The following is a 17485-nucleotide window of genomic DNA, read 5'->3' as shown; positions in this document are numbered from 1 at the left end:
CTTTTTTAGTTCTTCACTTTATGAATCGCGCGCTCTAGCCGATCAAGATCTTCATTCTCACCGATGACGACGAGGTAGTCCCCTTTTTCGATGACTTCATCTGCTTGTAAGGAAATCATGACGTTCTCACCCCGTTTGATGGCGACGACGTTTGCTCCATACTTGCTTCGTAAATCGAGGTCAATCAAGGTTTGTTTTGCCATCCGATCACTGACTTTAATCTCAACGATTGAAAATTCTTGCGATAAATCTAAGTAATCAAGGATATTCGAGCTCATCAATCCGTTCGCGATCCGCACACCCATATCCCGCTCAGGGTGAACAATGAAATCCGCACCGATTTTTCGCAATACTTTTTCGTGGTAATCATTCGTCGCTTTGACGGTGATCGATTGCACACCGAGCTCTTTTAAGATCAATGTCGTCAAGATAGAGGCTTGAATATTCTCTCCGATGGCGACGATGACATGATCAAAGTTCCGGATTCCTAAGCTTTTTAAAACATTCTCATCGGTCGTATCAGCAATGACAGAATGTGTCGCGATTCCCATAAATTCATTGACACGTTCCTCATCGGAATCAATTGCCAAAACATCATAGCCGTTTTTCGATAATTCTCGAACAATTGAGCCACCAAAACGCCCTAGTCCGATTACTGCAAACTCTCCATTCATTTTCACAACTCTCCTTCACAATCGCTCTTCCTTAGTAGTGTACCTGATTCAATTTAAAAATACTATAAACGCCTCTGCGAATCGCAGAGGCGTTTATTCATCCATTATTTTGATGATTTTCCACGTACATAATCGTTATCGAATAAGAAGAGTCGTAAAATCAAATACAACGCCGGAATCAAGAGTAAAAGTCCGAAGATGAAGACGACGACGAGTGCAGAAGCCATCGTTTCGTTTACGACTGCTTTGTTGATATCGATATATGGATACAAGATATACGGTAAGTGTGTATATCCGTAACCGAACCAGGCGACCGCATATTGTAGCATGACCGCGACGAACGCGATACCGTAGTTCTTCTTCATATAGACGAGTGTCACAGCAATGAGGAAGAATAGGAAGCTAGCAGCGAACCACCACCAGTTGCCGTTTAGGATATTCTCATAATGCCATGCCGCTTGGTTCTTCAGTCCGAAGAAGACAAGCGCACAGACAAGAATCGTTGGTCCACTCCAGAAGAGTGCCCATTTCCGAATAAGTGGCGTAGCTCCCTCATCTTTTGCTTTATCCGCGTAGAATAAGAGGAACATCGCGCTAATGTATAAGACAGATACGATAGCGAGCGCTACGACCGTCCACGAGTAAAAGTTCGAAAATAACTTCGTTCCTAAAAACTCGACAGTATCATTCGTTTTACGGATGAAACCACCTTGACTGATTGTCAACGTTGTCGACATTGCAGCAGGAATGAGTAATCCTGTTGCTCCATATAAAAATGTGTAGAACATGCTGTCATTTGATCCATAATTGGCGAATGCATAAAAACTACCACGAATCGCAATCAAAACGAGGACGATTGACGCTGGTACAAGTAGTGCCGTACCAAAGTAATAAGCAGAGTCTGGGAAGAACCCGACGAGTCCTACGAAGAAGAATACGAAGAAGACATTCGTTACCTCCCAAACAGGAGAGAGGTAACGAAGAATCAATCGATTCGTCAAATGATCCCGCTTCGTATATTTTGAATAAAAGGCGTAAAATCCAGCACCGAAGTCAATTGAGGCAACGATGAGATATCCGTACAGGAAAGTCCAAAGGACCGTGATCCCTAGTGTTTGAACGTCCAAATCGTTCCCTCCTTACTTGTTATCATCCACGAACATTGCTTCACCGCGTGCATGGTGATTTTCAGCAAGTTCTTGAAGTTCTTTTCCAACCGTGTTTTTCTTGAACATCCGTAATAAGACGACTGTACAAATCGTACCGAGCAACAAGTACAACGCACTGAATAAGATGAGCATTGGACCAACTGCTGTTGAAGTCGTCGCTGCATCCGCTGTCCGCATGATACCGTAGAGCGTCCAAGGTTGACGACCAATCTCAGCGTACATCCATCCCGCTTCGATTGAAATCATCGCTAGCGGACCACCGATGAACACGCCTCGTAAAATCCACTTATTATATGGATTCAATTTTTTCAAACGGAACGCCAAGATAAACAAGGCAGAGATAGCAGTCAAGTACATTCCAATCGATACCATGATATCAAAGAAATAGTGAACGATCAGAGGTGCTTGATCTTCTTTTGCGAATTCGTTTAGACCGATGACTTCCGTATTCGGAGCCCCGCCTGCAAGAATCGAGAGCGCATATGGGATTTTGACGGCTCCCTTGATTTCATAACTGCCGTCTTCTTGCTGATCAAGTATCCCACCAAAAATTAATTCTGCTTCACTTGTCGTATCAAAATGCCATTCCGCAGCTGCTAGTTTTTCAGGCTGGTATTTCGCTAAATATTTCCCTGAGAAGTCACCGACAAGTGCTGTCGAGAATGCGAAAATTAGACCAGCCATGACAGTGAGACGAAGAGCTTTCTTATGATAAGCCTTCTCTGCTGCTGAGAGTGTCTTTTTGCGAAGCAAATGGAACGCCGCGATCGCTGCCAAGATGAAGGCAACAGTCAAGTAAGCTGAGACGATGACGTGTGTCGCCTTCGTCGGTGTCGCTGTATTGAACATTGCTTTCAATGGTTCGATTTGTGTCAACGTACCATTGACGATCTTAAATCCTTCGGGTGAGTTCATGAAGGAGTTGACTGTCGTAATGAAGAACGCTGATGCTGTCGCACCAATGACGACTGGAATCCCAATCAACCAGTGCAACCATGGATTTTTGAAACGGTCCCACGTATACAAATAAATACCAAGGAAAATCGCTTCAAAGAAGAACGCGAACGTTTCCATGAACAATGGCAGGGCAATTGTTTGACCTGCCACTTGCATGAGTGACGGCCAAAGTAACGATAGTTGCAAGCCGATTGCCGTCCCTGTTACGACACCGACTGCCACGGTAACGACGTATCCACGCGTCCACCGTCTGGCTAATAAGATATAATCTGGATCTTTGCGTTTCAGACCGATGAATTCAGCTGCCAGTACCATGAGTGGTACACCGACACCAATCGTCGCGAAAATAATATGAAACGCTAGTGTGAGCCCTGTCAACAATCGACTGAGCACTACGGGATCATTGAACATGTATATAGCCCCCTCTTCCTAAAACATACTTCTCTATATGGTCTATAACCGTATCATAGAGAACATAATCCTTTGTGTCTGTTTATAATGTTTGATGTAACAAATTGTTCACATATGCACGTGATTTTCTTCACAAAATGTTCGAAAACTCTTATTCCTACATATATTAAAAGCTTTCCCATTCCTGAATTCGAAAGGGAAAGCTTTATATCCTTTATTATTCCATAAAACTTTTTAAACATACTCCCGGAAATAATGGTCGAGTAAATCGATGACAAAAGGAATGGCTGATTCATCTGGATTTAATGTGGGTTGATGCAAACCAGATGTCGGATTATCGACACCGAGCCAAAACATCATCCCTGGGATTTCTTTCAGCATGAAACCAAAATCTTCACCCGTCATCGCTGCATCGCATTCAATATAATTCGCATTCATCTTGACGAATGATGAAAATTTATCAACGATTTGTCGATCATTGACGACCTCGTAATAGCGATTACCGAATTGTAGATCGATTTTAACACCAAACGAAGCTTCGATTCCTCGAATGATATCACGGACACGACGTTCCAGTTTTTCCATGTCTTCACCGTTTAACGCACGCATCGTTCCGTCAAGGACTGCTCTTCCAGCAATGACGTTTTCTCGAATCCCGGCATCGACCTTTCCAATCGTGATGACGCTACAGTTCATAGGATTGATGGAGCGACTGACGATTGTTTGCAATTGCATGATCAAGGCTGCTTGCGCAACGACTGTATCAATCGTCAAATGAGGGAATGCCGCGTGACCACTTTGACCATAGATTGTGATATGGACTTCCCGAGCACTTGCGAACAGAACACCTGGACGACTAGCAATCGTCCCGACTGGATATTCCGGCGCGACGTGAAGACCATACATCTCACTCGGACGATATTTTTCAAACAACGGACTTTTAATCATCGGTTCCGCCCCACCCGGTCCTTCTTCTGCCGGTTGGAATAAAAAGACGACATCATCCATGACAGGTAGTTCAACGATGCGTTTCATCAACCCTAACGCAATCGACGCATGCATATCGTGTCCACAAGCATGCATGAACCCTGGATGTTCCGAGCAAAACGGAAGTCCAGTTGCTTCTTCAATCGGTAATCCATCAATATCTGCTCGGTACCCGATCGTCCGATTTCCAGTCAATCCTTTCACTCGAACAAAAACACCCGTTTCGAACGTGTCATACGTGACACGATCTGGTGGATAAGCACGAATTTGTTCCAATATAAAAGCTTGCGTCTTAAATTCCTTGAACCCAGGTTCTGGTATTTTATGAAGCGCGCGCCGCATTTCAATGGCGTATTCCATCTGACTGACTTCCTCCTTCTTCTTTTACGATGTCCCAAAATGCTTGGACTTGTTTTAGTTCGAGCATCGATTCCGTGGACAAGATCCATGTATCTCGCTTTAATATCTTTCCCGATGATGTCTTTAGTGGAAGCTGCATGACTTCATTCGATTGCTGAATCGTCGACTCAGGCAAGATCGCAAAACCGATGCCATGTAGAGCCATCTGTTTACACGTCTCAATTTGATCGACGACCAGTGTCCGAGAAGGTGGGCTTGCGAACCGATCTTGCCACCACTCTAAAATTTCTTGGTAGTATGTCGAATCACTCTTGAACTGGATGAACGGTCGATCCGTCACGCGCAATTGTTCAATCGACGTCAGCTCACTGTCGACAAGATAGAGCGGATCTGAGAAAAGACGTTCTTTGACACCTTTCCAATCCGGGTTTCCGCGAATGATGCCAATATGAAAGTGCTCTTCTAGCATATGACGCATCATCTCACTTGACCATCCGGTGACTAACTGGACGCGCACATGTGGATAACGCTCGACGAATCGTTTTAAGACACGGGGGAGCCAGTATTGCCCCATGATGGAAGCGACGGCAATTCGAAGTGTTCCATACACGGCTCCCTCTTCTGCTGTCAATTCACTTTTTAGTTCCAGTTCCTTACGATTCATCTCTTTTGCGAGACCAATCACTTTTTCTCCTTGCGGTGTGATGCTTAAGCCACGCGATGAACGAATGAATAGTTTTGTTCCCCAGCGCCTCTCAATCGCAACGAGACGTTGACTAAGCGCAGGTTGTGAAACGAATAATCGTTCGGCGGCTCGTCTCATATTCAATTCTTCCGATAAAGTGATCAACATTTCCATTTCCGACACTTGCAATGTGAGATTCGACTCCTCATGATATAAGATGGCATTAGTTTAACACGTTAGAAAGGACGATACATATGACACGCTATCATTTTATGTTTATCATCTCAACGATTGCAACGCTTGGCAGTCTCTATTTCAGTGAAATTCGTGGATTCATCCCATGCCCTCTCTGTTGGTGGCAACGGATATTCATGTATACGACTGCCTTTTATTTACTCATCTCGCTATTCCGGTCGAAAACGATCGATCCTCTCTTTGTCCGTCTTTATGTGCTTGCCGGATTTGGTGTCGCCTTATACCACGTCATCCTTGAGCGCTTACCCGATGGCGAAGCGTTATGTACAAGCGGCTGTCTCGTCAAGTGGGTCAACTATTTTGGTTTCTTGACGATTCCGATGATGAGTCTCATTGCCTTTACATTACTCTTGATTCTAGCGTTCTATCCAGCACGTTCGAACAATGAAGCGTAAGATACAAAAAAAGAGAAGTCGATTCGACTTCTCTTTTTTGTCGTTTGACATTACTTCCATTGATTGAAGACACTTACGGCACTTGAGAACGCTAGCTCTGAGAGTTGCCCTTTCCCTTCACACCAGTCCCCGACGAAGGCGACATCTGAATGATTTGGAAGTTGTGTCGCAAGAGGTTTTTGTCCCATTCTCCACTTGATTTCTTGTACGACTGCTCGTTTAATCGTTCGTTCTGCGACGACCCGTTGTCGCCAGTCCGCAAAATGAAGATCAAGCATTTGTTCGATTCCCGTTCGAACATGTTCGATATACTCAGGATCCTCAAGTCGATCGTGTTCGAGATAGGCGATTGCTTGAAGCACTTGACCATCCTTCGGAGCAAGACTTGCATCGTAATGCGATAAATCCGTGATGAATGCCCGATGCGATCGGTCATAGATATATGAATAAGGTGTTTGGATGTATGGCTGAAGGCCGAGATCGTAAACGAATACTTCTACCTGTTCATGACTAGCGTACGGTGTCACAAACTGCTGAATCGTCGACGGCGTCGCCATTTTCAAGATTTCACGCGGTGGTATGGCAAAAATGATTCGTTCGACGTTCCATTCTTGTTTTTTCCGATCGCGCACCAAGAATCCTGTTGTAGTCGCTTCGACTGCTGTTATCTTTGTTTTTTTCAAGATTTCTCCACGGTTCTCTAAGATGATCCGTTCTAATTCTTGTACTAATCCTTGCCATCCTCCTTCGATGTACGAGACGGGCTTTCGCGTCCGAAAAAGCTTTTGATAATACTCGAAATAGACGTCTGACGGAATTTTTTCCGGCTCCGCCGTAAAAAAATTCGTCGAGGCCAAATCAAGCATCAACTGCGCCACTTGTTCATCGACTCGTTCTGTTTTTAACCATTGTCCGATCGACTGTTGCGGATTTCCTCGTTCAACTCGTAAAATCGTCTTAATGATCTCCCATGTAAAACGAACTTTGTTCGTTCCTTCGATGACTTCGGTTTTCAGTAATCCCCACGCATTCGCAGGCACTGCTGTCAAATGTCCTGAAAACTCATATTTCGCACGACTCGCTGAAAAATCGAGCCACGTCACTTCGATACCGAGTTGTTTTGTTAGTTTGCGAAGAATCGATTGATCACGTCCATAAATCGCATGGGCACCGTAATTAAACGTAAACCCCTTCACAGTTTGAGAGGTAGCACGTCCTCCGAGTAACCCAGCATCCCAAAGCGTGACCGGTTTTCCTTGTTTTGCGAATAATGCCGCTACCGTCAATCCGGACAATCCCCCACCTATGATTCCAATCGTCATACTCCCGCCTCCTCAACCGTCGTTTCTCTTCTTTTCCCATTACGGCTGAAGAAGAATCGAAGAACATAAAAAAAGCCATGATTTCAATCATGAAATCACGGCTTTTGCAGTGGATTATGCTTTCCACCATTCATCGAGTGGCGAGACAGGCATATGATGCTTGTGTCCAACACGTTTATACTGCGTCTCTAACTTTTCTTGACTTGCTTCTGAAATCGTTTTGCCCTCCAAATAGTCATCGATTTCTTCATATGTCATACCGAGTGCGACTTCGTCCGGTAACGCTGGACGGTTTTCTTCAAGGTCTGCTGTCGGAACTTTTTCAATTAAGACTTCTGGTGCGTTCAAGTAACGTAACAGTTGTTTCCCTTGCCGTTTGTTCAGCCCTGTCAATGGTGTCAAATCACATGCACCATCACCATGTTTCGTATAGAACCCTGTCACGAATTCAGCTGCATGATCCGTTCCAACGACTAAGCAGCCATAATGAGCAGCTAAATCATATTGACTTTTCATTCGTTCGCGTGCTTTCGTGTTTCCTTTACTAAAGTCCGAAAGTTCTGCACCGGTAGCTTCTTCGAATGCCCGCATTGATGCTTCGACCGCTGGTTTGATGTTCACCCGAAGCGAATGATCCGGTTGAATGAATGTCAAAGCTGTTTGCGCATCTGCTTCATCTTGTTGTTCACCGTAAGGCAAGCGAACCGCATAAAATGCGACATCTTCCCCCTCTTCTTTTCGCAACTCTTCAACTGCCAGTTGGCACAGGCGACCTGCGAGCGAAGAATCTTGTCCACCGGAGATACCTAATACGAACCCTTTTGCCCCTGTTTGCTTGAGATATGCCTTCAAGAAGGCTACCCGCTCTTTTACTTCTTGTGCTGGGTCAATGACAGGTTTTACGCCTGTGACCCGGATGATTTCTTGTTGCATGAATCGCTTCACTCCTTCACATCGTGTTGATCGTCATTTTGAATCAATCGTTTGCTGATCCGTCGTTTGTTTCGCACTTGCTCCCTTGAACTGACGGATTGTCGATACGCGAACTTCCGTGCTATCACCTACAGAGGAGATCGGTAATTCAACCGTGTACTGTTTTGTTTCGCGTTTCGTGAACGTATCCTTTTCAATCGCTTGCGTGAAAACTTGCTCTTTCTCAAAATCATACGTGACGTGTTGTTTCGCATCAATCAATTGAGCCTGAAAACGTTGTGAGGAAGGATACGTCACATTTACACTGTGATCATTTGGATTCGTTAAAGAAATGTCTAATTGCATCATGTCGTCCTGCTTTGTCGTTTTGACTGCGATCTGAATCGGTTTGTTCATCGTTTTTGTTGCCTGTTGTTTCTTTTCCTGGCAACCTGCTAAACAAACAGTAAGCAGCAACAGAATGAAAACGAGACGTTTCATTTCATCCCTCCTTTTACCTAAATCAATTTTATCACAAAAAAAAAGCGAGAGAGGATTCTCCTCTCTCGTGCGTTTCATCTCTTATGCCACAGGTAAAGTCGATGGATTCATCTTGAATGAAAACAATTGTTCTAATCCTGTTGCGAACAGTTCGTCACAAATATCTTCTGCCGCGTTTGCTGGTGCGACTAATGTAATCGTACGACTGTCGATCGTTTCAATCGTGACATACACTCCAGTTTTTGTCCGTTCTTTATATCCCACAGCTAAATCTGTTTCAGCAAAAAGTAGCATATTACGATTCTCCCCTTTTTCGTTCATATGATCAGCCAAAAGATGACCTACATGTTCCGAATTCGTTATTGTAGGTTTACTGTATCAAAGAGTAGAAAAGAGAAGAAAATTGTCATTCGACATTTCTTTTCAAAACAATATTTCAAACTTTATAGGTAATTATTGGAATTATAAAATTAATTGTTAGATGCAAGCTTTTTTATAAGCGTTTTCAACACATTTCATTTCGATTTCAAAAAGGTAACAATGAAATATTGATTATTTTACCACATTTTTTCGGTAGACAGGTAAAATATACCTAGAAAAACGGTGACTTCTTTTGTCGAATGATTCTTGCGTAAATATGTTTTTGAAGTTCTCATGAACTTTCATCTATCATTCGGTTCATTTGTTGCCAAACTGTTCCTAGTGCTTCTTCCCCACTTTCGATTCGAGTCAAGGCGAGTTCCGCCTGTAGCGCGACTTCATATTCTCGGTCTCGGCTCGCTTCACGCAGTCTTGAAATTGACTGTTCTGTTCCAACATCAAACAGGAATCGAGCAGCCCGCCAACGTACTAATTTATTTTTATCAGTTAAAGCCTCCATCATCATCGGTTCAGCCTCTGGCATCGCCCAATCCGAAATCGTATCGCCCGCTGTTCGTCGTACGATACCTGACGGATCATGGAGTGCACTTGTCAAATATTCCAATAATTCTTCCCGGTGCTCTTCAAACATCCCGAGCTTTACGATTGCTTGACGACGAATTTGCATTTTTTCGTCCTGTAACAATCGTGCATACGCTGGAACCCATTCCATTTCAACAGGTAATTCATCGAGCGCTGCGAATCGCTCCTTCCAATCAGACGAGCGAATGGCTTGACCACTAAAAGCAATGTCTTCTCCTGCTGCGAGTGACTTCAGACGTTCGAGACGTTCGATCGGATACGCGATTTCAATTTCATTTGCTACTTCGCGTAGACTCTCGTCAAGATCACCGTATCGAGGTGCTTGTTCTACCCAGCGCCGATCGCTAATGACATTCTGAACGAATGGCTGGACGAACAATGCAGCTTCGCGGAAACGTTCCGACAGCCCTTCGCGTTTTTCCTCTAATCCTTTCACACCTTTGATTTGCATCGGTACGCCTAGGATGAACTGAACGAACAGATGGACGGGTTCATATTCTGCATCCGTCTCATGCTGTTCGACATCGTTTAACGTTTCACCGAACGCGCGGCGTATGTCGATGACAAGTGAACGCCAATCATACTTCGGATAACGCTCAACAGACAAAAAATCACTGACTTGATAGACAAACTTAACACCCGGAATTTCAAGAAGTCTCTGAATATGTTCCGGCGCACCAAACGCGTGCTCGAATGTCTGTCCTTTCTCTGAAAAGACCTCATCAACAATGACTTTCATGTTATTCGGACTTGGTGTTGGTTCAATCGCTACGATTTTCATGTGTATCCCCTCCAATTCTATCATTTCAGATATCTAATCTGAAATGCAAAGCAAATGCCCTACAGAAATGACTGTAGGGCAAAATCATCATGCGAACGCTTCCTCTATGATCTCGACGAAGGCATCCGGTGTCTCAAACATCCCCATGTGCCCACTGTCTGTCGATCGATGTAAGAGATGCTCATTTGTTGGTGCAAACGCACTTTCCTTTGAGATCAATGAATCCTTCGTACCATGAATGATGACACCTTTTACGTTTGCTTCCGACAAAGCTTTCGTCATGTCTCGACGATCTCGCATCGCAGAAAGCGCACGGATGGCTCCCTCGACGGTCATCATATATCCGATTTCAAGTGCTTCAGCAACCGCGAATTCATCGGCTCCTTCCGCGAATAAGGACGGAACAAGACCATTGACGAATTCCCTCACGCCCACTTCTTCTACACGCGTGATGTTTTGATTTCGTTTTTGTTTCGCTTGTTCATCATCTGCCTTCGCCGTTGAGTAAACGAGACCGTACCCACTGATTTTGTCGGCATATCTTTCCACGATTGCAGCCGTGATGTATCCGCCAAAGGAATGACCAACGATGATTGGCTTTTCAACGCCGCGTCGCTCTAGATCATCCATGACCCATTCTGCGAACCCTTCAATCGTATCCGGTCCGACATCGAGTCCTTCATGTCCTGGTAAACTTAACGGTAAAACTTCAAAAGAATGTCGTAAATTCGCCTCTACCCGATTAAAATAATCTGTCCCTCCTGTAAATCCATGCAGGAGTACAAGTGTTTGTTTTTCCATTGACTACCTCATCCCTTCCACTCAGATGCAAGCATACGGTACATCGTCAAGTTCATGAAACGACCGTGACTGTATGCATAATCTTCTAATAGTCCTTCTGCTTGAAATCCTAATTTTTGCACCAATGCATTGGAAGCAAGATTCTCAGGTGCGACGAGAGCACTGATGCGATGGAGAGCGAATTCCTCAAATCCGTATGTCAGAACAGCTCGAGCTGCCTCTGAAGCCACCCCGCGTTGCCAATACTCTTGACTGACCTCAAAACCAATTTCAGCTCGATGATATTGAGAGAGCCAGTTATGAAAACCAATCGTACCGATCAATTGATTCGTTTCCGCATCAGCAATTGCCCAGCGAATCGCTTTACCTTGTGTGAACTGTTCCTTAAAGTAACTGATAACGTTTTTAGCTTCATAGACTGTCACAAGCGGATCCGATCCGTAATAGTACATGACTTCATCATCTGATAGGATTTTAAACAATTCACGTGCGTCACGGTTTTCGAGCTCACGTAATATGAAGCGCTCGGTCCGCAATTCCGGGAATGGCTTTCGCAAGCCCCACATGCTCCATCACCCCTCTTTATGCTTCTCTATGTAGTATGCCCGTTTTCAGGAGTAAATATCCTTTCAGGCAATTCAAAGTTTTGCTACTATTGAATTATGAAGGAGTTAGTCATGGAAAGGAAGCGAAGTGGTATGTCAAGTGCGTTACTTTACTTATATGAGGACGAGGAAAATCAACGATTGACGATGTCAGGTGTGCATTTCTCTGATTTCACCGCAGCCGTCGATTTGAAGCGTCCTTTGCTCATTTCAGGAAGTGATTTCAAACAGACGAAACAATCGTTTCGGACGATGCTACATTATATCGAAGCACATGAAATCGAACAGTTTTCACAATCCACAGATATCCAGCGTCATCCATTAATCGCTATCGATATTCGTTCCTCCCATTCACTCGACGTATTAACGGATGTCGAAATCGCAGAATTGTTATTTTTAATGCATATGAAACGCGGAACACCACTTCCCTTCCTTGATTCGATCGAGAATGAATTGGTCTATTTTAGCGAGCATGACGGACTTCATGCTTCCGTTTACTTAAAAGACTGGGCACGCGTCGAACAATTGATCGCTGACCTTGTGCAACGAAAATTCCGACAACACGCACGATCCGTTGCCTCGATTGCTTTAACAGCCGAAATCATGATTCACATCCGTCATCTTCTTGGGGAAGGGGTATTGATTGATTTCGAAAGCGCAAAACGATCTGTTTTTTCAAGAAATATTACGATTCCCGTCTACGTCGCTGGTCGTTATGAAGACATGAGCGTCTTACATGAAGATTTTGAAGCAGAGAAAGAATCGATTCTTCGGCGTGGAACGCTTGTATGTCGAAAAAAGAAATGGAGTTTTGAGTTAGATTGACCTTTAGCATCTTTTTCTTTTAGAAAAGGATGCTTTTGTTCTATTAAAATTTCAAAGGATGACTCCTTCTTTACGGTTATTCAAGACAATATGACAATATCGTTAAAAAATTTTTCGAATTTTCACACAAAATAAGACTAGCATCTTGTGAGGACTTCGCTATAATGAGGATAACCTTTTCAAGATAGAAGTTAGACCCGTTTTTTTGTAGGGATAGTACTGGAATCAGCAGAAGGAGGAATTCAATATGGATCAGTTAAAAGTGAACGGAATTGGCTCATTCACGAAATTTGCGACGAATGGGAACATCCTTAAATTAAAGGATGCGACACTCGGTGAAGTAAAACTGTCGCTGAATGAAGCGAGTTCAATGACCATCGCCCCTGTCGATGAAGAAAATGGACTTTTCATCATCAAAGGGCAACAGCAGGAATCGCTTGTTGAGCTGACGTTACCACGTCAATCCTGTGAGGTCGTTCACGCTTGGCTCCTCCATAAATTGAAACGTCATAAAAAAACACGCTCGATTGCAACGAGCTGATATGTACCGTGATACGCCTTGAGTAAAGACTCTCATCTCTACTCAAGGCGTTATTTGTTTTCAAAAATTCGGTGATGAATTTTCAGAAAATATTGTTTTATTAAATTCTTCATGTTATCCTTAGAAAAATTCAAACAGGAGGTTTCAAACATGACATACGCAACGCTCATCCAAGTACGACTGATTGTGATTAGGACCAGGGACTGAAGATTCATTTCTCGATTGAGAAGATGAAGACCAGGCCCTTTTCGTCATTTCGACAAGGCGTCTGATCACATGACGCCTATCCACGCACATCGTGGATGAGGCTTTTTTTATTGAAATTAAGATGAATGGAGGACAACACATGTTTAAGACAAAAGATACATTCGCTTTAGGATTTATGATTTTTGCATTATTTTTCGGTGCGGGCAACTTGATCTTCCCACCAGAACTCGGTGCCCTCGCAGGTAAACAATTCCTCCCAGCCATTCTCGGCTTTATCGTGACGGGTGTTGGACTTCCATTGCTCGGCTTACTTGCAGTTGCCTCTATCGGAGGTGGCATCAAAACACTTGCTGCACCACTCCCTCGTTTCGTAGGTGCTGCCTTGACGTTTGCACTCTATGTTGCGATTGGTCCCTTCTTCGGGATTCCGCGCACATCGGTTGTCACGTATGAGCTCGGAGTCGTCCCGTTTCTTGGTGCTCCCTCACAAATGTCGTTGATCATCTCATCGAGTCTCTTTTTCCTTGCCACACTTTATCTTGTACTACGACCAGGAAAGTTACTTGAGATCATCGGGCGTTTCATCACACCATTATTATTGATGGCTCTTGCTGCATTAAGCATCAGTAGCATCATTTCGCCACTCTCGAGCGTCGCTTCACCAAACGAAGCATATGAGACGACTGGACAGGCATTCATTCAAGGATTCCTTCAAGGATACTTAACGCTTGATGCACTCGGCGCCTTAGTATTTGGTGTCGTCGTACTGCATACATTAAAAAGCCGAGGCGTTCATGAACGAACAGCCCAGTTTAAAGTCGTCACTCGTGCCGGAATCATCGCTGCCACTGCTTTGACGCTCGTCTATGTCGGACTCGGAATGATCGGACGTAATACATTTGCCGCCATCGGAAAAGTCGATGGTCCAACACTACTTCAACATTATGCAAATACGGCATTCGGCTCAATCGGTTTAGCTGTGCTCGGTCTTGCGATCCTGCTTGCATGTTTGACGACATCAGTTGGTCTCGTCACCGCATTTGCAGAATATATGATGACTCTTTCCACACGTATCTCATTAAAAACGGCAAGCACCTTCACGACTGCTCTTGGTCTTACAGTATCCATCGTCGGATTGCAGACATTGTTATCCATCGCTGTCCCTGTATTAATGTTCCTTTATCCAATCGTCATCGTTTTGATTGCATTGACATTCATGCGTCATCTGTTCCGTCGTAAGTCGGTCGTCTATCAATTAACACTCGGAGTAACAATTTTCTTCTCACTTTGTAGTGCGTTGAATCAACTCTCTCTTTTCCCGGGAAATCTTAAAACGTTCTATCAATCGCTCCCTTTAGTGGACCAAAGCTTAGAATGGTTATTTCCGACACTCATCGCCTTTGGAATCAGTTCATGGTTTGGACACGTTTCCAGTGCTTCTATCACACAAAAACGCGCTAGCTAGTGATTCCGCTTTCATCGCTATGGTATGATGAACAAAATGGTTATATTAATGGAGGCGTCATATACATGGATAAGATTGCTTGGATTACCGACAGCATGGCTTTTTTTGAGCCAGGAGAGGCTGAAAAAATCGGAGTCCATGTGATACCGACATTACTCATCTTAAACGGAGAGTCTTACCGGGAGTATGTCGATATCTCGATTGAACAATTGAACCAAAAAATGCAGGACGATTCGAAAACTTCACCTACGACTTCTCAACCGTCATTTGGTGATTTCGTGACTTTATATGAACAGTTACTTGAAGACGGTTACGATTACGGATATGCGATCCACATTACAAGTGGCTTAAGCGGCACCTACTCCAGTTCGGTCGCTGCGGCTGAGGCTGTCGGTTTTCCGCTGTATGCGATTGACTCATACACGGGTGCTGCCAATCAACAAGAACTTGTCCGGATCGCACAACAACTAGCATCTGCTGGTAAAAGTCCAAAAGAAGTCATGTCGACGCTTGAAACGTTTAAACACAAATCACATTTTTATCTGATTATTGGAAATATGGAGACGATGCGACGTAGTGGTCGTGTATCTGGAAGTCAATTTTTGTTAGCGAATATGCTCAACATCAAGCCAATTGCTCAATTTGATGAAGAAGGACGGCTTGTTCCTTTCAAGAAGGTCCGCTCAATCAAAAAAGCATTCAAGGAAATGGTGACCGAGATCACTTCTAAAGTAACGGCACAAGGAGTCTACGATCGAACACTTTATATCGGTCATACGCTCGCTCATACGGCCGCTGAAGAATTAAAACGTTTGATTATAACGGAACATCCTGAAATCAATGTTCGAATCACTCAATTCGGTCCTTCCATCTTGGCACATGCTGGTGCTGAGACGGTCGGCGTGTATTGGTTCGATGACATTTCTCTACCTACAACTTGATGCCTTACGCAAAACAATGAAAAACCGGACGGTCTTAAAAAGACTGTCCGGTTTTTCATTTCACTTCATATTTACGAAATAATTCTTCTAGTAACATCGCTTCATCCGACGTACGTTGAAGCGGTTCGTGTGGTAGTGCGATTTGATTCGACAATGTTTCGGAAGGATATACGTCAAACGACACTTGTTCCATCTCAATCAGATACTCAAGGATAGAATCAAGTGAGGTTTCCTTCTTGAATTGACGAAGCCAATTGTCATATCGACGATCCACATTGCCTTCTTTCAGCAATGTCTCTCCACCAGCAATGATCGCCCATTTAGGTGGTGCATCGATTTGGAAAAGTTCCAATTGCTTATATTCTTCCATCGTTCGTTTCGTCACTGGAATGACACCATTGATCGATACCAACCGCTTCAATCTAAGATGAGCTCGCATCGTCATGAAACGAGGTCGCCCGGCGACTCGTTCGACAAGCAACGTCGGCTTGTCGATGGAGCGCATCGTCTCTTCATCAAATAATAAACTGTGATCAACATCTAATAGTAACATCAAGTCACTCCTTTTTTTCTACGGGAGACGATGAATGCATAGGAGCTACATAAAAGAATCGCAGCAAAACAATAACCACCGATGACATCTGAGAAATAATGGACGTTCAAAATAATGCGAGAAGCACCCATGGCGAGAAACATTCCAATCGTCAACACCGATACGATCACTTTACCAGTCGTTTTCAAATGACGGAAAGCGACGACAAGAAATCCTGCATATACAGCGAACGCTATCGCGGAATGACCACTTGGGAAACTATAGCCAACGCCACCCACTAGCTCATTCAATGATGGGCGTTCTCGCACAAAGGCAAATTTGACGACTTGATTTAACGCCCCTACCGAAATCGCCATCAGTACATACCAAATACTTGCGATACGATCTCGCCACAAGACATAACTCACTACTCCGAGCAACACCGTCATCGTCATTGCTCCTGGACCAGAGCCTAGTTGAGTAAACCAAGAGACATAGTTCCCCGGTACATGTCGAGACATGTAAGACGATAATTGCGCATCAAATAAAAAGTAGCCCGTCATACGAATCGAGACGGCGATGATCACGAACAAGACGACAGCGATGGACGCACCCACCCACGCCGTTCTTGCACCCCTCATTAATATGTCCCCTTACGTTCTTCTAATTCTTCTGCTGAATAATCTTCCTTATCCCGCAAACGATGCGCCAAACGTCCGGATGCATTTGCCGCGATCGCTGCGACGATATCGTCCATGAACGTATTGACTTTTCCGTCACCAAGCTTCGTATCGAGTTCTTTGATGATCCCGATTTTCGCTTTATCCAAATATCCGAACGTCGTAACCGCGATGGATCCGTACGTATTGACGGCACCAATCGCAATCGTCTCGTCTACGCCAAATAACCCTTCATCGCTTTGGATGATGGACAAGAGTGGTTCAGATAATAATCCTTTTTCAGCAAGAATGTCTAATTCTGCTCCGACAAGGATCGCATGTTGTAATTCACGCTTTTCCAAAACTCGTTCAACCGAACTGACACATGTTTCTACTGTCAGATCCACCGTGTAAGGTGCTTGCATTTGGTAAACGATTTCAGCAATCGCATGGATTGTCACCCCGCGTTCATGTAACTTGTCAATCGCTGCTTGTTTGACCTCTTTTGAATGTGTTTTCTTCATGACTGTATCCACC

At 44.1% G+C, this 17485-nt stretch carries 20 protein-coding genes; 5 read left to right on the top strand and 15 right to left on the bottom strand.

The window, feature by feature from the left end:
- Positions 1–5: 5 nt before the first annotated feature.
- From ACHWTJ_RS05600 to ACHWTJ_RS05580, 5 genes are all read right to left on the bottom strand, one after another.
- Positions 6–674, bottom strand: a complete 669-nt coding sequence (locus ACHWTJ_RS05600) for a TrkA family potassium uptake protein (protein ID WP_035406684.1) — start codon at positions 672–674, stop codon at positions 6–8.
- A gap of 104 nt (positions 675–778) precedes the next feature.
- On the bottom strand, positions 779–1801 hold the full coding sequence (locus tag ACHWTJ_RS05595; protein WP_035406681.1) for a cytochrome d ubiquinol oxidase subunit II: 1023 nt from the start codon (positions 1799–1801) through the stop codon (positions 779–781).
- Positions 1802–1813: 12 nt separating this feature from the next.
- Complete coding sequence (locus tag ACHWTJ_RS05590) at positions 1814–3211, bottom strand: cytochrome ubiquinol oxidase subunit I (RefSeq protein ID WP_394679246.1); 1398 nt, start codon at positions 3209–3211, stop codon at positions 1814–1816.
- Between the two features lie 234 nt (positions 3212–3445).
- The gene (locus ACHWTJ_RS05585) at positions 3446–4558 is read right to left on the bottom strand and encodes an N-acetyldiaminopimelate deacetylase (RefSeq protein WP_294740660.1); all 1113 of its coding nucleotides are present in this window, start codon (positions 4556–4558) and stop codon (positions 3446–3448) included.
- Positions 4542–5432: a LysR family transcriptional regulator gene (locus ACHWTJ_RS05580; RefSeq protein ID WP_029342184.1), complete on the bottom strand. Its 891-nt coding sequence runs from the start codon at positions 5430–5432 to the stop codon at positions 4542–4544. The genes ACHWTJ_RS05585 and ACHWTJ_RS05580 overlap by 17 nt, the downstream gene beginning before the upstream one ends.
- Before the next feature lie 65 nt (positions 5433–5497).
- On the opposite strand from ACHWTJ_RS05580, the gene ACHWTJ_RS05575 reads away from it, so the two are divergent.
- A complete protein-coding gene (locus ACHWTJ_RS05575; RefSeq protein ID WP_294752142.1) occupies positions 5498–5893 on the top strand; it encodes a disulfide bond formation protein B in 396 nt (131 codons plus the stop codon).
- A 50-nt stretch (positions 5894–5943) separates the two neighbouring features.
- Here the strand turns inward: ACHWTJ_RS05575 and ACHWTJ_RS05570 are convergent, their stop codons facing one another.
- The 7 genes from ACHWTJ_RS05570 to ACHWTJ_RS05540 form a co-directional block, all read right to left on the bottom strand.
- Entirely contained in the window at positions 5944–7215 is a 1272-nt protein-coding gene (locus ACHWTJ_RS05570) for an FAD-dependent oxidoreductase (RefSeq protein ID WP_294752138.1), read from the bottom strand.
- A 114-nt stretch (positions 7216–7329) separates the two neighbouring features.
- Positions 7330–8148 (bottom strand): ammonia-dependent NAD(+) synthetase, encoded by an 819-nt coding sequence (gene nadE, locus ACHWTJ_RS05565; protein WP_294740653.1) that lies wholly within the window; start codon positions 8146–8148, stop codon positions 7330–7332.
- 33 nt (positions 8149–8181) lie between these two features.
- The gene (locus ACHWTJ_RS05560; RefSeq protein ID WP_394679245.1) at positions 8182–8628 is read right to left on the bottom strand and encodes a BsuPI-related putative proteinase inhibitor; all 447 of its coding nucleotides are present in this window, start codon (positions 8626–8628) and stop codon (positions 8182–8184) included.
- Between the two features lie 81 nt (positions 8629–8709).
- Positions 8710–8922 (bottom strand): hypothetical protein, encoded by a 213-nt coding sequence (locus ACHWTJ_RS05555; protein ID WP_023468866.1) that lies wholly within the window; start codon positions 8920–8922, stop codon positions 8710–8712.
- Positions 8923–9280: 358 nt separating this feature from the next.
- Complete coding sequence (locus tag ACHWTJ_RS05550; protein WP_294745493.1) at positions 9281–10372, bottom strand: conserved virulence factor C family protein; 1092 nt, start codon at positions 10370–10372, stop codon at positions 9281–9283.
- Positions 10373–10459: 87 nt separating this feature from the next.
- Positions 10460–11173, bottom strand: a complete 714-nt coding sequence (locus ACHWTJ_RS05545) for an alpha/beta fold hydrolase (RefSeq protein ID WP_294740647.1) — start codon at positions 11171–11173, stop codon at positions 10460–10462.
- Positions 11174–11181: 8 nt separating this feature from the next.
- The gene (locus ACHWTJ_RS05540; protein WP_294740645.1) at positions 11182–11739 is read right to left on the bottom strand and encodes a GNAT family N-acetyltransferase; all 558 of its coding nucleotides are present in this window, start codon (positions 11737–11739) and stop codon (positions 11182–11184) included.
- Between the two features lie 111 nt (positions 11740–11850).
- Between ACHWTJ_RS05540 and ACHWTJ_RS05535 the strand changes: the two genes are divergently transcribed.
- From ACHWTJ_RS05535 to ACHWTJ_RS05520, 4 genes are all read left to right on the top strand, one after another.
- Positions 11851–12603, top strand: coding sequence for a hypothetical protein (locus ACHWTJ_RS05535; protein ID WP_294740643.1), 753 nt, complete (start codon positions 11851–11853; stop codon positions 12601–12603).
- Between the two features lie 247 nt (positions 12604–12850).
- The gene (locus ACHWTJ_RS05530; protein ID WP_050677561.1) at positions 12851–13144 is read left to right on the top strand and encodes a hypothetical protein; all 294 of its coding nucleotides are present in this window, start codon (positions 12851–12853) and stop codon (positions 13142–13144) included.
- Between the two features lie 346 nt (positions 13145–13490).
- A complete protein-coding gene (gene brnQ, locus ACHWTJ_RS05525) occupies positions 13491–14816 on the top strand; it encodes a branched-chain amino acid transport system II carrier protein (RefSeq protein WP_294740641.1) in 1326 nt (441 codons plus the stop codon).
- A gap of 65 nt (positions 14817–14881) precedes the next feature.
- Positions 14882–15757, top strand: a complete 876-nt coding sequence (locus tag ACHWTJ_RS05520) for a DegV family protein (RefSeq protein WP_294740640.1) — start codon at positions 14882–14884, stop codon at positions 15755–15757.
- A gap of 55 nt (positions 15758–15812) precedes the next feature.
- On the opposite strand, the gene ACHWTJ_RS05515 is transcribed toward ACHWTJ_RS05520, so the two are convergent.
- Genes ACHWTJ_RS05515 through ACHWTJ_RS05505 form a run of 3 tightly spaced genes read right to left on the bottom strand, consistent with a single transcriptional unit; the run spans position 15813 to position 17472 of the window.
- Positions 15813–16310, bottom strand: a complete 498-nt coding sequence (locus ACHWTJ_RS05515; protein ID WP_294740638.1) for a hypothetical protein — start codon at positions 16308–16310, stop codon at positions 15813–15815.
- A complete protein-coding gene (locus ACHWTJ_RS05510; RefSeq protein ID WP_394679244.1) occupies positions 16310–16930 on the bottom strand; it encodes a phosphatase PAP2 family protein in 621 nt (206 codons plus the stop codon). Before ACHWTJ_RS05510 ends, ACHWTJ_RS05515 begins: the two co-directional genes overlap by 1 nt.
- Positions 16930–17472, bottom strand: a complete 543-nt coding sequence (locus ACHWTJ_RS05505) for a phosphatidylglycerophosphatase A (RefSeq protein ID WP_294740634.1) — start codon at positions 17470–17472, stop codon at positions 16930–16932. Before ACHWTJ_RS05505 ends, ACHWTJ_RS05510 begins: the two co-directional genes overlap by 1 nt.
- Between the last annotated feature and the right edge of the window lie 13 nt (positions 17473–17485).

It is taken from the genome of uncultured Exiguobacterium sp. (assembly GCF_964277885.1).
Lineage (GTDB): Bacteria > Bacillota > Bacilli > Exiguobacteriales > Exiguobacteriaceae > Exiguobacterium_A.
The sequence above is the reverse complement of the archived record's forward strand: the minus strand, read 5'-3'. Positions and strand labels throughout refer to the sequence as shown.